Source organism: Rhodococcoides fascians A44A, from assembly GCF_000760735.1.
Lineage (GTDB): Bacteria > Actinomycetota > Actinomycetes > Mycobacteriales > Mycobacteriaceae > Rhodococcoides > Rhodococcoides fascians_E.
On record NZ_JMEX01000008.1, the window covers coordinates 424,799 to 439,758 of the forward strand.

Here is a 14,960-nt window from a genome sequence, read left to right on the forward strand (position 1 = left end):
CGGACGTCAGGGCACGATCACCGCGCGGCCACGGATCTTGCCCGCGTGCAGGTTGTCGTACGCCTCGGTGGCGTTGTCCAGGCTGTACTTCTCGACGTGGATCTCGATGGCGCCGCGCTTGGCGAGCTCGACGACCTCCATCAGCTCGGCGCGCGAACCCCAGTTGATCGCACGTCCGGTGACGTCCAGTGGAACCGTCCGCTGCCCGATCGGCACCGCGCCACTTGCCACACCGATGACGACGACCTGTCCTGCGGTCGCGACCATCTTCGCGGCCAGATCCGCGGTGGGCTGGATGCCCACGAAGTCGAAGACCACGTCCGCGCCGAGGCCACGAGTGAGTCCCTTGACCGACTCGGCAGCCGCTGCGTCGGAGGTGAACGTGTGGTCGGCACCGACTTTCCTGGCGAACTCGAGCTGCTCCTCGCCCAGGTCGAGCGCGACCACCGTCGACTGCGTCAGCGCCTTGAGGATCTGGATGGCGACGTGCCCGAGACCACCCGCGCCGATCACCACGGCCGTCGTGCCGGGCGTCAGCTTGTTCAGCGCCGACTTGACCGCGCGATACGGCGTCAGGCCTGCGTCGGTGAGCGACACACTCGTCACGGGGTCGAGGTCACCCAGCGGGACGAGGTGGCGGGCGTCGTCGACGATCATGTACTCGGCCATGCCGCCGTCGCTGAAGATGCCGGGCGCGCGCATTCCCTTCTCGCAGTTCATCTCGTCGCCCTGTGCGCAGGCGTAGCAGCGGCCGCATCCCCAGGGTCCGTAGACGATGACGGATTCGCCGATCTCCACGTCGTGGACTCCACTGCCGACGGCTTCGACGACGCCTGCGACCTCGTGGCCGAGGGTCAGCGGGAGGGGCTTGAAGTAGTACTCCTCTTCGGAGACGCCCATGATGAATTCGTCGGAGTGACAGGCGCCTGCGGCCGTGACGCGAAGCAGAATCTCCGATGCACCGGGTGTGGGCTTGTCGATGTCGACGAGTTCGGGGCGGGATCCGATGGAGCGGTATTGAAGGGCCTTCATTACTTACTTCTTCCTCGATACAGTTTCATTGCAATACCTGAATGTTAAACCTTCAAGTACTACCGATTCTGCGAGGGTGAGGCCCCATCCCTAGGATCTAGCCTTCGAGCTTGTAGCCCAGGCCTCGGACGGTCACGAGATGCTCCGGCTTGGCAGGGTCGTTCTCGATCTTCGACCGCAATCTCTTGACGTGCACGTCGAGGGTCTTGGTGTCTCCGACGTAGTCCGCGCCCCACACCCGGTCGATCAACTGTCCGCGGGTGAGGACCCGACCGGAGTTGCGGAGCAAGTACTCCAACAGATCGAATTCCTTGAGCGGCAACGTGATCTGTTCCGAGTTCACCAGGACGACGTGTCGTTCCACGTCCATGCGGACCGGGCCTGCCTCGAGCACACCGGTGTCCGCGGTGCCGTCGAGCTCGGCGTCGCTGCCCCGGCGGAGTACCGCGCGGATGCGGGCGATGAGCTCGCGCGCCGAATACGGTTTGGTGACGTAGTCGTCCGCACCCAGTTCCAGTCCGACGACCTTGTCGATCTCGCTGTCGCGTGCGGTCACCATGATCACCGGGACGCCGGACCGTGCACGCAGTTGCTTGCACACGTCGGTGCCGCTCATTCCCGGCAGCATCAGGTCGAGCAGCACGATGTCGGCGCCGGCCTTGTCGAACTCGGCCAGCGCGGAGGGTCCGTCGCCGACGACGGTGGCCTCGAAACCTTCCTTGCGCAGGAGAAAGGCCAGAGGGTCGGCCAACGATTCCTCGTCCTCGACGATCAAGACGTTGGTCACTGTTCTTCTCCTTCTAACGACGCGAGGTCGTCCTCTTCGAAATACGCAGGGATCTGCAGGGTGAATGTCGATCCGGTGCCGAGCTTGCTCCACAGCGAGATGCTCCCGTTGTGGTTGGCTGCGACGTGTTTGGCGATGGCCAGGCCGAGACCTGTGCCTCCTGTTGCCCGCGACCGTGCTTTGTCGACGCGGAAGAATCGTTCGAAGACCCGCTCCTGGTCTTCTTTCGCGATGCCGATTCCGCGGTCGGTGACCGCGAAGGCGACGCAGCTGCTTCGCAGTGCCCGCGACACCGATACCGGCGATCCGTCCGATGAGTAGGCGATGGCATTCTGGATCAGGTTGGCGAGCGCCGTCACCAGCAGTGCCTGGTCCCCCAGCACTTCGAGGCCGCTGGGGTGGTCGGTGGTGACGGTGATTCCCGCGTTCTCGGCGGCGATCTTCGACCGATCGAGAGCTTCGTTGACGACGGTATCGACGTCGACGACTTCGAGGTCGGGCAATTTCTCGGCGCCTTGGAGGCGGGAGAGCGCGATCAGCTCCGTCACCATGTTGCCGAGGCGCTTCGACTCCGCCACGACTTTTCCGCCGAAGTGGCGGACCGAATCGGGGTCGTCGGCGGACTCGAGCAACGCCTCGGCCAGCAGACTCATGGCGCCGACGGGCGTCTTGAGTTCGTGAGAGACGTTGGCGACGAAGTCCCTACGGGTCGCTTCCATCCGAACCTGTTCGGAATCGTCGTCGGCGAACAGCACTACGAAGCGTTGGTCTTCCTTGCTCAGCATCCGAGCCACACACCGTACGGCCATGCGATCTCGGCTGGTGGTGGTGCGGGCGTCCTTGGAGCTGATGTCGACTTCGACGGGGTGGCCGTCGGCGAGGACCTTCTGTGCGGCTTCCCATGCACGGTCGTCGATGAGGCGGTTACGCACCAGACCGAGCTCCTCGGCCCGTGGGTTGGACAGGACCACGTCGTGAAAGCGGTCGACGACGGCGATGCCGCTTTCCGACGCCAGGATGATCAGATCCAGTACCTGCGACATCGTCAGTCCCGACGTTGCGCGTGCGCGTTCGGAGTGACGTGTCGCGAGATAGGGGATCAGAACACCGCCGACGAGATATCCGACGAAGGCCGTGGCGATAGCCAGCAGTACGGCCGATGCAACACTCACACCGGAATCGTACGTTCGATGGACACCTCACATACGCAGGGTGCAGGCATTTCCCTGGTCGTCATAGTCCTCGTCGGCAGTGTTCTTCGATCGTTCACCTGCTGTTTCGGACCGGGGCCTTACTTGCCGCCCTGATTGGCGACCGCGGCGGCTCCTGCGGCGGCGGCTTCGGGGTCGAGGTATGTTCCGCCCGGGTTCGACGGCACCAGCTTGCCTTCGCCGTCGACGAAGTCGTACTGCAGGGGAATGCCCGTCGGGATGTTGAGGCCGGCGATGTCGGCGTCGGAGATCTCGTCGAGGTACTTCACGAGAGCGCGCAGCGAGTTGCCGTGTGCGGCGACGAGCACGTTCTTGCCCGCCTTCAGTTCGGCGACGATGACGTCTTCGAAGTACGGGATGAGCCGGTCGACGACGTCCTTCAGGCACTCGGTGAGTGGAACGCTGTCGAGGTCTGCGTATCGGGGATCGCTGTCCTGGCTGAATTCACTGCCTACCTCGATGGGCGGCGGCGGGGTGTCGTAGCTGCGACGCCACAGCATGAACTGCTCGTCGCCGTACTTGTCCTTCGTCTCAGCCTTGTTCAGTCCCTGCAGCGCGCCGTAGTGACGTTCGTTGAGTTTCCAGTCGCGGACGACGGGGATCCAGTGCCGGTCCGCGGCGTCGAGGGCGATGTTCGCGGTACTGATCGCGCGACGCAGCAGCGAGGTGTACAGCACGTCGGGGAGCACTCCTGCTTCCTTCAGCAGCTCACCTGCGCGCTTGCCCTCTGCTTCGCCCTTGTCGGTGAGGCGAACGTCCTGCCACCCGGTGAACTGGTTCGACGCATTCCATTCGCTCTCGCCGTGGCGGAGCAGAATCAAGGTTCCGATACTCATGAGGAGAGTTTCTCATGCCCGGTTTCGTGGTGCGCCGCGTCGACGGGACGGTGTACGACGAGCACCGCCACGATCACCGCCATCACGACGGCCGTCAGCGTGATCGGGATGGGAATGACCGGGTCGAGGAGAACCAGGAGGGCGCCGACGGGAACGACGGTGTTGACGACGCGATCCGCGTTGTCCTTGATAGCGATGAACCAGATGCCGAGGACGAACACTGCGATGGGCACCGTCACGGTGAACGATGCGGCGACGTCGCCGAGCTCGCTGTGATGGGTCAGCACGTCGATCTCCACTTCGATGCCTGCCGAGAACGCGCCGGCCGCGGCGAAGATGAAGTAGTGCATGTAACCGTAGGTCAGTGACGTGCCGAATCCACCGATCGCACGGTGATGTGGCGGCCAGAAATAGATCCACCACAGTCCGGCGGTGACCACGAGCGTCAGCACCGAGATGGAGATCAGTGGCGCGAGCGCGGTCTCGTCGTGGAGAGCTTCGATGATGGCGTTGGCCGACGCGAGAAGTGATTCGCCGAGGAGGATGAGCGTGAACAGTCCGTATCGCTCGGTGATGTGATGCGGGTGCCACGGTGTTGTGCCACCGGACTTCTCGGCGACGACGGGAATCGAGATCTCCAGTGCCGCGAACACCACGAACAGAACGATCTGCACCGGACTCTGCGGGACCAGCAGCCAGAGAACCCACAGCACTTGAACGGCCGTGATACCGGACGCGTAGATCAACGCCGTCTTCCGGTGCTCGGGCGCCCTCGACGCTCGAATCCACTGCGCCACCATCGCGATACGCATCACGACGTAGCCCAGCACCGGAATCGTGAAGTCCTTGTCGGTGAACGCCGGTTCGATTCCCGCGGCAAGCACGAGCACGCCCGCCATCTGCACCACCGTCAGTACGCGATACAGCCAATCGTCGGTGTCGAACGACGTCGCGAACCAGGTGAAGTTCATCCATGCCCACCAGATGGCGAAGAACACCATGAGGTAGCTGGCAATACCGTCGAGGACGTGGTTCTCGGTCAACGCGTGATGCAGCTGAACCGCCGCGATACTGACGGCGACCACGAACACCAGGTCGAAGAACAACTCCAGCGGACTTGCGGCGCGATGCGGTTCTGCTGCGTCACGCGGGCGCATGGGGTTGAGCCTGAACTTACTCGTCGGTTGGTTCACAGGCGTCGACGATAGGCCAGAGCAGACCGAATTGTCTTGTGCTGCACACGTTTATCGGACATTTCGGGCGAAAGCCCTGACCTGGCACCCCTTCTACAGAAACAGGGTCAGCTACGCCCCGCCCATTTCAATCCGTGGGACTGTCCGATGGCGGTGCTGGAGATGCGCTGACGGAAGACCCAGTACGTCCATGCCTGGTACAGGATCACGACGGGCGTCATGAAGGCGGCGACCCAGGTCATGACGGTCAGTGTGTACGGGCTGGACGACGCGTTCGCGATGGTCAGGTTGTAGGCCGGGTCGAGGGTGGACGGCATGACGTTGGGAAACAGCGACGCGAACAGCAGTGTCACGGTACTGACGACGGCGATCGACGTGAGCGCGAAGGCACGTCCTTCCTTCTCGTCTCGGGTGAAGACCACGACGCCCAGAAGGGCTGCCGCGGCGAGGCCGACGAGGATCCAGGTCCATCCCTTGCCGTACGCGATCTGGGTCCACAGTACGAAGGCTCCGGCGATCGGCACGGCAGGTACCGCGAGCCTGGCTGCGATGGCGACTGCGTCCTCGCGGATCTCGTCGGCCGATTTCAGTGCGAGGAACACCGCGCCGTGGAGTGCGAACACCACGGCGGTGGTGACGCCGCCCAACAGGGCGTACGGATTCAGCAGATCGACGAGGCTGGACACCACTTGCTTCTGCGCATCGATCTCGACCCCGCGCACGATGTTGGCGAAGGCGACGCCCCACAGCACGGCCGGAACCCATGACCCGAAGACGATCCCCCAGTCGCATCGTCGGCGCCAGTTGTCGTCGTCGATCTTCGCGCGCCATTCGATCGCGACGATCCGCAGGATCAGGGCCACCAGGATCAGCAGCAGCGGAAGGTAGAAGCCGGAGAACAGGGTTGCGTACCAGTCCGGGAAGGCTGCGAACAGTGCGCCGCCCGCGGTGATCAACCAGACCTCGTTGCCGTCCCACACCGGTCCGATCGTGTTCAATACGACCCGACGTCGAACGTCCGGCGGGATATCGGTGCGCCGCCCCACGATCGGCATCAGCATTCCGACGCCGAAGTCGAAGCCCTCCAGCAGGAAGTAGCCGACGAAGAGTACTGCGACGATCACGAACCACATCTCGGCCATCGTCGCCTCCTAGTACTCGAACGAAAGTTGCTTCGGTTCAGCAGGATCCGGCGGTGTTCTGTCGTGATCCATGGGGCCTTCCTTCGCGTATCGGATCATCAGCTTCAGCCACACGACGCCCAGTGCCCCGTACAGCAGCGTGAAGGTGACGATGGAAATCCACACGGTTGCGGCGGAATGCCCGGACACACCTTGGTCGACGGTCAACCGGATCATGTCCACGCCGGTCGGGTTGGGGTGCACCATCCACGGTTGTCGGCCCATTTCGGTGAAGATCCAGCCGGCGCTGTTGGCGAGGAACGGCATCGGTATCGCGATCAACGCCAGCCACGAGTACCAGCGCTGATCGGGCACCCGCCCGCGCCTGGTGACCCACAGCCCGGCGAGCGCCAGCGCGGCCGATCCAGCGGCGAGCCCGATCATCATTCGGAACGACCAGTACGTGACGAAGAGATTGGGTGTGTAGTTGCCCGGTCCGAATTCCTGCTCGTACTGCTCCTGCAACTGTTCGACGCCTTGCAGTGTCACTCCGGAGAACTTGCCTTCCGCGAGGAACGGGAGCACGAAGGGTAATTCGATCACCGATGTCACGCTGTCGCAGTTGTTGTGCGTGCCGATCGTGAGGACCGAGAAGTCGGGGTCGGTCTCGGTGTTGCACAGCGATTCCGCCGACGCCATCTTCATCGGCTGTTGCACGAACATCAGCTTGCCTTGCGAGTCCCCCGTCCACGCCACGGCGACGCCTGCCACGACCATCACCAACAGCGCGAGACGTGTTGCCGGACGGAACAGTTCACGAGCTTCCTGTTCGCGGCCCCGACGCATGTTTCGCACCATCCACCAGCCGGAGATACCGGCGACGAAGGTTCCGGCCGTCAGGAATGCGCCGGCGATGACGTGTGGATAGGCAACCAGCGCAGTGTTGTTCGACAGCAGGTCACCGATCGAGGTCAGCTGCGCCCGGCCGGACTCGGCGTTGTACTCCGCGCCGACGGGATGCTGCATGAACGAGTTCGCGACGACGATGAAGTATCCCGACGCGTTCACACCGATCGCGACGAGCCAGATGGTCGCGAGGTGGACGCCCCGAGGCAGTCGTTCCCAGCCGAAGATCCACAGTCCGAGGAACGTGGATTCGAGGAAGAACGCGACGAGACCTTCCATCGCCAGCGGAGCACCGAAGACGTCGCCGACGAACCGCGAGTACTCACTCCAGTTCATGCCGAACTGGAACTCCTGCACGATGCCGGTGGCGACGCCGAGCGCGAAGTTGATCAGCAGGAGCTTGCCGAAGAACTTGGTGAGCCGGTACCAGGAGTCCTTCCCGGTGATCATCCACATCGTCTGCATGATCGCGACCATCGGCGCGAGACCGATGGTCAGCGGCACCAGTACGAAGTGATAGACAGTCGTGATTCCGAACTGCCACCTCGATAGATCCAAAGCGTCCATTGCCACTCCAGCCCGCAGGTTGGTGGTGACTATAGACCCGTTGTCGACGCCTCACCTGTGAAACGAGACCTCGTCAGCGCACCCCGGCCCAGACTTCCCTCGTCGACGCACGGGGGTCGTCGACCACTTCGGTCCGGTCGCCGAACATCATCACCGATCGATCCGCCCCGTACCGGGACCAGCCGGGCGAGCCGTCGCGCACGAAGTCGACCCAGGCTCGGTGCATGTCGTCGGCCACCTGCTGGGGTGGGTTCGCTCCGGTGATGCGCGCCGTCTCCGGTTTGTCCAGCAGGTCGAACACGAACGGTATTTCCAGGGCATGACATGCCCCGAGGGCGCCGTCGAAGAGAGTGGATCGCCACGTGAACTCGTAGACGAAGGCGTTTCCGCCGCGGGTCTCCGCGACGCGTACGGCGGGGATGCGGAAGAACCAGTCGGTGATCACCGCGATGAGCAGTTCGCCGGGTGACGCGTCGGGCAGCTGCGCCCGGTAGACGTCGAGTGTCTGCTCGACGTCGGCACCGTACGCGCCGATCGCGGCTCGAACCCGTGCCTCGTCCACGCACCCGACGACACCGGCCGGCACCAGGAAGAACGCGAACTCCTCGCTGGTGGTGCCGATCAGAACATCGATCTCCGAGCCCGCGCCTGCGGCGATTCTCCGGTGCGGAACGTCGGGCACGACATCTCCGTCGACATAGGGCTCGAACGGCATCATGTTGAACGCCAGTTCACCCCACGCTCCGGTCGGGGCTTCCGCGGTGACGCGGTCGCCGAGCTCACGCTGAGCGTCGACGAACGCTTCCACCGGCACAGAACCGAAACCGTTCACATCGGGTTGCACGCCGAGCGAATCGGCAAGCGCCTCGGCTACTTTCGTGGCAGTACCCTCGGTGATGACGTGGTAGCCCGCCCCGCTCTGCAGTATCGCGCGCCGGAAGAGCCCCTCCGCCGACGGCATCGACATCAGGGTCCCGACGCTCATCGCCCCTGCCGATTCACCGGCAACGGTCACCGCGTTCGGGTCTCCGCCGAAGGCAGCGATGTTGTCACGCACCCACCTCAGTGCGGCGACCTGGTCCAGGAGACCTCGGTTGGCAGGCGCTCCGTCGATTCTCGCGAATCCGTCGGCGCCGAGACGGTAGTTGACGGTGACGACGACGATGCCGTCCCGCGCGAACGCCGAGCCGTCGTAGATGGGTACGGCGTTGCTCCCGTTCACGAATGCCCCGCCGTGGATCCAGACGAACACCGGCAGTCCCGACGCGGACACGTCGGGTGTCCACACGTTCACGTTCAGGCATTCGTCACCGGGAACCACTGGCTCGGTGAGTATGTCGCTGACGGGCGGTCGGTATCCGATCTTGGGGGCCGTGGCCCCGAACGTCACGGCATCTCGGACACCGCTCCACGACGGGGGTGCGCTGGGCGCCGCGAACCTGCGGGCACCGAACGGCGCTTCGGCGTAGGGAATTCCGAGAAAAGAGGTGACCGGTCCGCTCTGTTGCCCGCGGACCGTCCCTTGAGCGATGTCGACTGTGACGTCCATGCTTCTTTACTACCCGACGGACTGGGAGTGGTGTGACAGTTCCGTCCTACGCAGGCGGGAATCCGACTGCTGAGCACGTGATTGTCACACCACTCCCGGAGGTCCTACTGTGCTGCTTCCGCGGCCCTGAGGTCCTTGCGCAGGATCTTGCCCGCAGCGGACTTCGGAACCGTGTCGATGAACTGGACCTTGCGGACCTTCTTGTGCGGTGAGACCCGCTCGGCGACGAAGGCGATGACGCCGTCCTCGTCGATCGACGCATCGGCCTGCAACACGACGAAGGCCTTCGGCACTTCCTCGCCCTCGTCGTCGAGTACACCGATGACGGCGGCGTCGGCGATTTCGGGGTGGGTGAGCAGCAGAGCTTCGAGCTCGGCGGGCGGAACCTGGTAACCCTTGTACTTGATGAGTTCCTTGAGCCTGTCCACGATGTAGACGACGCCCTCGGAGTCGACGACTGCGATGTCTCCGGTGTGCAGGTAGCCGTCGTCGTCGAGGGTCTCTGCGGTAGCGGTCGGGTTGTTGAGGTAGCCGGCCATGACGTTCGGCCCCTTGACCCACAGTTCGCCCGGCTTGGACCGTCCTTCTGCCGGAATGTCGATTTCCTCGAGGGTCTCGGGGTCGACGAGCTTGTTGACGGTGTTGGCCAGCGGGAGGCCGACGGAGCTGAGCGGCATGTCGTCGCGGTCGAACGGGATTGCGTGGCTGACCGGGCTGAGCTCGCTCATGCCGTAGCCCTGACGGATGCGCGTGTTCAGCCGAGCCGCGACGGCCTTGCCGAGTTCTTCGTCGAGCGGGGCTGCGCCGGAGAAAATGGTGTGCACGCTGGAGAGGTCGTACTGGTCCACCAAGGGGTGCTTGGCGAGTGCAACGGCGACGGGGGGTGCGATGAAGAGGTAGGTCAGCTTGTTGTCCTGGATGATGCGCAGGAATTCGACGAGGTCGAACTTGGGCATGGTGACCAGTCGTGCACGCAGTTTCAGGGCGATGTTGAGAAGCACTGTCAGGCCGTAGATGTGGAAGAACGGCAGCAGCGCGAGGATCGCGTCGTCGGTGTCGATGCCGACGCGGGGTTCCATCTGTGCGACGTTGGCGACGAGGTTGCGGTGCGTGAGAATGACGCCCTTCGGCACACCGGTCGTTCCGGACGAGTACGGAAGCACGGCGACCTGGGTTGCGGGATCGAACGTCACGTCGGGGGCGGGCGCGCCCTGGGTCAGCAGGTCGCGCAGATTCGGGTGGCCTTCGGCGCCGTCGAGAACGATGACGTGGTCGTCGTCGATACCGACTTTCTCCGCGGCGGCCTTGGCCTGCGGGTACAGCGGCGAGACGGTGAACAGGAACTTCGCGCCGGACCCGGTGAGCTGCTTGGCGATGTCCTCGGCGGTGTACAGCGCGTTGATCGTGGTCGCGGTGCCGCCTGCGCGCAGGATGCCGTGGAGGACCGCGGCGAACGCGGGCACGTTGGGCGAATGCAGGCCGACGACGTCGCCCACTTCTAGCCCGCGCGCGGCGAGTGCTCCTGCGATGCCGTTGATCTGGCCGATGAGAGCCTGGTACGTCGTGACATCCCCCGAGGCGCCGTCGATGAGGGCGGGCTTCTCGAGGTCGGCGTCCGTGATGGAACCGAAGAGGTAGTCGTAGACACTCAGGTTCGGTATCTCTACGTCGGGAAAGGGGCTGTTGAAGCTCATGACTCTCCTTCGAACACGCTTACGGCAATATGTCCGAAACCCTACAGTGAACGCGGTCACAACCGACAGGTGACCTACTGGCGAGTCAGGACTTCACGTACGGCTTACCGGCAGCGGCGGGACCACGCACGTGACCGACGAGGCCGGCGACCGCGAAGATCGTGACCACGTACGGGAGCATCAGCATGAACTCGCTCGGAACGGGCGAGCCGATGATGCCGAGCACGTTCTGCAGGTTCGACGCGAAGCCGAACAGCAGGGCCGCCAGCGTTGCGCGTATCGGGTCCCATCGGCCGAAAATGACTGCGGCCAAGGCGATGTAACCGGCGCCTGCGGTCATTTCCTTACCGAATGCGCCGACCGATCCGAGGGTGAAGTACGCACCGCCCAGGCCGGCGATGGCTCCGGCGAGGCAGACGTTCCAGAAGCGGGTACGCGCGACGTTGATACCGACGGTGTCCGCAGCCTGCGGGTGTTCACCGACGGCGCGCAGACGCAGACCCCACTTGGTGTGGAACAGACCGAACCACACCAGCGCGACGACAAAGTACATCATGTAGACGATCAGGGTCTGGCGGAACAGCACGGGGCCGATCACGGGGATCTGGGACAGCACCGGAATCTCGATGCGCCCGAACCGCGGCGGGGAGTTGAGGGTCTCGGGATTCTTCGTGAGCACGACCGAGTACAGGAAGCTCGTCAGTCCCACGACCAGAACGTTCAGTACGACGCCGACGATGACCTGGTTGACGAAGTACTTGATGGAGAACATCGCGAGCAGTGCCGCGGTCAACGCTCCGGCCAGCAGTGCGGCGAGCAGGGCCACGTAGGCGGATCCGGTGATCGACGCGACGACGGCGCTGACGAAGGCGCCGGACAGAAGCTGGCCTTCGATGGCGATGTTGATGACGCCGACGCGTTCGGAGATGACGCCGCCCATCGCGCCGAAGATCAGTGGTGTGCTGAGTGCGACGGCGCCGATGAGCAGTCCGGGCACGGGCACGGTTGCTCCGGCGGCGGCCCACGTCAGGAACCCGAGTACGAACAGCACTGCGAACACTGCGAGCAGCCACAGCGGCGTTGACCTGTGGCGCAGTACGTTCCAGACGGAGAACGCGAGAATCGCAGCCAATGCCACGACGACGAGGATTCCGGTCGCCCCGGTCGGGACTCCCACTGCCGGGAGCGCGAAGAAGTCGTTCTCGCTGGCGAGGCCGAAGGTGGTCGTACCGGACTTGCCGCGCAGGACGAACAGGATCAGCCCGAGCAGAGTCGCTGCACCGAGGACGCCCGGTACCTTCCAGCTTCGCTTCGGCGTCAGTACCTCCGGCGCCGTGTCGAGGGTGGTCACAGTGCTCCCACCTTCGCGGTGTCGGCGCGGGCCGCGGTCTCGGCTCCCGGTGGCGGTAATCGGAAGACAGCTCGCACCAGCGGAGGCGCCGCGATGAACAGGACGATGACCGATTGCACGACGAGAACGATGTCGATGGGGATGCCCTCGGCCGCCTGCATCGCGAATCCACCGGCTTTGAAGGCACCGAACAGTATGCCCGCGAAGAACACTCCCCACGGTTTGGATCGGCCGAGCAGGGCCACGGTGATGGCGTCGAATCCGATGCCTGCGTCGATGTCCGCGCCGAAACCGGTGGTGACCGTGCCCAGAACCTGGGCGACACCTGCCAAGCCGACCAGGGCGCCGGACATCACCATCGCGTACAGGTACATCCGATTGACATCGATGCCCGCGATCTTCGACGCATGCGGGTTCTCGCCGACGGCGCGGAAGCGGAATCCCAACGATGATCGTTCGAGAAGCCACCAGACCGCGACGGTCACCACGACGACGAGGACGAAACCGAGATGCAGGGAATAGCGGTCACCGAACAGCTTCGGGAAGACCGCCGTCGATTCCATCGCTGCGGTCTTGGGGTTGTTCTGCCCGGGTGCTTGCAGTGCGCCCGGTGTGCGCAACAGATATGCGACGAGGTAGAACGCGACGTAGTTGAGCATGATCGTGACGATGACTTCGTGGGCACCGGTGCGCGCCTTGAGCACTCCGGCGATACCGCCCCACACCGCGCCGCCGACGACACCCGCGAGGATCGCCAGGATCAGGTGAATCCCCGCCGGGAGCTGCAGCGAGAAACCGACCCACCCGGCGCACGCCGCGGCGATGAGCATCTGGCCGCGGCCACCGATGTTGAACATCCCGACCCGGAAGGCAAGTGCCACACCGAGACCAGCGACGATCAATGGCGTCGCGAAGGTCAGGGTCTCCATGAGCGGCCGGATGCCGTTCTCGAATCCGGGTCGCCGAAAGTTGTACACCGACCCCTGGAACAGGGACGAATACGCCCCCGACACTGCGTCCCAGACCGCCACCAGCATGTCCGACGGCCGCGAGAAGAAGTATCCGGCGGTCTCCTGCACCTGATCGTCGGTGACGGCGATCAGCACTGCTCCGACGATCACCGCCATGAACACGGCGAGCACGGAAATGATCGCGCTTCCGGTGAATATCTGCCGCAGAACCACATGGGACCGCGACGGTGCAGGCGTTTCAGCCATGCTTCTCTCCACCCATCATCACACCTAGAACTTCGCGGGACGTGTCGGCAGGCACGATGCCGACGATGGTCCCGCGGTACATGACTGCAATTCGATCGGCGAGCGCCGCGACTTCGTCGAGTTCGCTGGAGACGACGATCACCGGCACACCGGAGTCCCGAGTCGCGACGATCCGCTTGTGCACGAACTCGATCGAGCCGACGTCGATACCTCGTGTCGGCTGCGACGCGACGAACAGCCGGAGGTCTCGGCTCAGTTCGCGAGCGAGCACGACCTTCTGCTGATTACCGCCGGACAGCCGCCCGACGCGTGTGTCGATTCCCGGAGTTCGGACGTCGAACTCCTCGACCTTCTCGGCGGCGAACGTGTCCAGATACTCGCGTCGGATGGCGCCGCGACGAACGAACGGCTCCCCCGTCGACCTGTCCAGCATGAGGTTCTCCGCGATCGAGAACTCGCCGACGAGTCCGTAGACCGTGCGGTCCTCGGGCACGAAGCCGACACCTGCGCCGAGCACGTAGTGCACGGATGCGCCGACGAGAGAGCGACCGTCGAGCTCGATCTCGCCGCTGATCTGCTCGCGCGCGCCCAGGAGGGCCTCGACGAATTCGCTCTGCCCGTTGCCCTGTACACCGGCGACGGCGAGGATCTCACCTCGGTGGACCTCGAGGCTGACATCGTCGACGACCTTCTGACCGGCTCCGTCGAAGACCGTCAGATTTCTCACGACCAGCGCGGCATCCCCGGGCGTCGCCGGTTCCTTCGACACCGTGAGCTGCACATCGCGTCCGACCATGAGGGCAGCCAGTTCGGCGTTGGTTGCCGTCGGTTCCGCTTCGCCGACGACTTTGCCGAGCCGGATGACGGTGATGCGGTCCGCCACCTCACGCACTTCGCGAAGCTTGTGGGTGATGAACACGATGGCCGTGCCGGATTCGGCCAATTCACGCATGATGCGCATCAGGTCGTCGGTTTCCTGCGGCGTGAGCACAGCCGTCGGCTCGTCGAACACCAACACCTTGGCGTCACGGCTGAGCGCCTTGATGATCTCCACGCGCTGCTGAACGCCCACGGGGAGGTCGTCGATCCTGGCGTCCGGGTCGAGGTCGAAACCGAAGCGCGACGAAATCTCCCGCACCAGCTTCCGGGCGGCGGCGAGATCCAGTCTGCCTCCAGATTTGGTTGTCTCGTGCCCGAGGATGATGTTCTCGGCGACGGTGAAGACCGGAATCAGCATGAAGTGCTGGTGCACCATGCCGATTCCGGCGCTCATGGCCTCACCGGGGCCGGCGAAATTCTGCTCGACGCCGTCGAGCAGAATCTTGCCTTCCTCGGCGCGATACAGGCCGCTGAGAACGTTCATCAGCGTCGACTTGCCTGCCCCGTTCTCGCCGAGCAGGCACACGATCTCTCCCGGCTCGACGACGAGGTCGATGGAATCGTTCGCGACGAGCGAGCCGAACCTCTTCGTGATGCCCTGTAGTTCGAGTTTCACG

Annotated in this window: 12 protein-coding genes; all 12 read right to left on the reverse strand. The window is 64.2% G+C overall.

Features of this window, described 5'->3' with window-relative positions:
• Nucleotides 1-6: 6 nt before the first annotated feature.
• Nucleotides 7-1,032, reverse strand: a complete 1,026-nt coding sequence (locus BH95_RS14235; protein ID WP_019666520.1) for an NAD(P)-dependent alcohol dehydrogenase — start codon at nucleotides 1,030-1,032, stop codon at nucleotides 7-9.
• Between the two features lie 97 nt (nucleotides 1,033-1,129).
• A complete protein-coding gene (locus BH95_RS14240; RefSeq protein WP_019666521.1) occupies nucleotides 1,130-1,819 on the reverse strand; it encodes a response regulator transcription factor in 690 nt (229 codons plus the stop codon).
• Nucleotides 1,816-2,991: a sensor histidine kinase gene (locus tag BH95_RS14245; protein WP_019666522.1), complete on the reverse strand. Its 1,176-nt coding sequence runs from the start codon at nucleotides 2,989-2,991 to the stop codon at nucleotides 1,816-1,818. Before BH95_RS14245 ends, BH95_RS14240 begins: the two co-directional genes overlap by 4 nt.
• 119 nt (nucleotides 2,992-3,110) lie before the next feature.
• The gene (locus tag BH95_RS14250; protein WP_019666523.1) at nucleotides 3,111-3,866 is read right to left on the reverse strand and encodes a phosphoglyceromutase; all 756 of its coding nucleotides are present in this window, start codon (nucleotides 3,864-3,866) and stop codon (nucleotides 3,111-3,113) included.
• Nucleotides 3,863-5,023 (reverse strand): low temperature requirement protein A, encoded by a 1,161-nt coding sequence (locus BH95_RS14255; protein WP_020112529.1) that lies wholly within the window; start codon nucleotides 5,021-5,023, stop codon nucleotides 3,863-3,865. Before BH95_RS14255 ends, BH95_RS14250 begins: the two co-directional genes overlap by 4 nt.
• A 143-nt stretch (nucleotides 5,024-5,166) precedes the next feature.
• Nucleotides 5,167-6,201: a cytochrome d ubiquinol oxidase subunit II gene (gene cydB, locus BH95_RS14260; protein WP_037182793.1), complete on the reverse strand. Its 1,035-nt coding sequence runs from the start codon at nucleotides 6,199-6,201 to the stop codon at nucleotides 5,167-5,169.
• Nucleotides 6,202-6,210: 9 nt separating this feature from the next.
• On the reverse strand, nucleotides 6,211-7,653 hold the full coding sequence (locus BH95_RS14265; protein WP_026348042.1) for a cytochrome ubiquinol oxidase subunit I: 1,443 nt from the start codon (nucleotides 7,651-7,653) through the stop codon (nucleotides 6,211-6,213).
• A 73-nt stretch (nucleotides 7,654-7,726) separates the two neighbouring features.
• Nucleotides 7,727-9,202 carry a carboxylesterase/lipase family protein gene (locus BH95_RS14270; protein ID WP_037182796.1) on the reverse strand — a complete coding sequence of 492 codons (1,476 nt, stop codon included), beginning with the start codon at nucleotides 9,200-9,202 and terminating at the stop codon, nucleotides 7,727-7,729.
• Between the two features lie 104 nt (nucleotides 9,203-9,306).
• Nucleotides 9,307-10,896 carry an AMP-binding protein gene (locus tag BH95_RS14275; protein WP_037143680.1) on the reverse strand — a complete coding sequence of 530 codons (1,590 nt, stop codon included), beginning with the start codon at nucleotides 10,894-10,896 and terminating at the stop codon, nucleotides 9,307-9,309.
• Nucleotides 10,897-10,981: 85 nt separating this feature from the next.
• Nucleotides 10,982-12,247: an ABC transporter permease gene (locus BH95_RS14280; RefSeq protein WP_037182799.1), complete on the reverse strand. Its 1,266-nt coding sequence runs from the start codon at nucleotides 12,245-12,247 to the stop codon at nucleotides 10,982-10,984.
• Nucleotides 12,244-13,464, reverse strand: a complete 1,221-nt coding sequence (locus BH95_RS14285) for an ABC transporter permease (protein ID WP_230595781.1) — start codon at nucleotides 13,462-13,464, stop codon at nucleotides 12,244-12,246. The genes BH95_RS14280 and BH95_RS14285 overlap by 4 nt, the downstream gene beginning before the upstream one ends.
• Nucleotides 13,457-14,959 (reverse strand): ABC transporter ATP-binding protein, encoded by a 1,503-nt coding sequence (locus tag BH95_RS14290; RefSeq protein WP_037182802.1) that lies wholly within the window; start codon nucleotides 14,957-14,959, stop codon nucleotides 13,457-13,459. The genes BH95_RS14285 and BH95_RS14290 overlap by 8 nt, the downstream gene beginning before the upstream one ends.
• Between the last annotated feature and the right edge of the window lies 1 nt (nucleotide 14,960).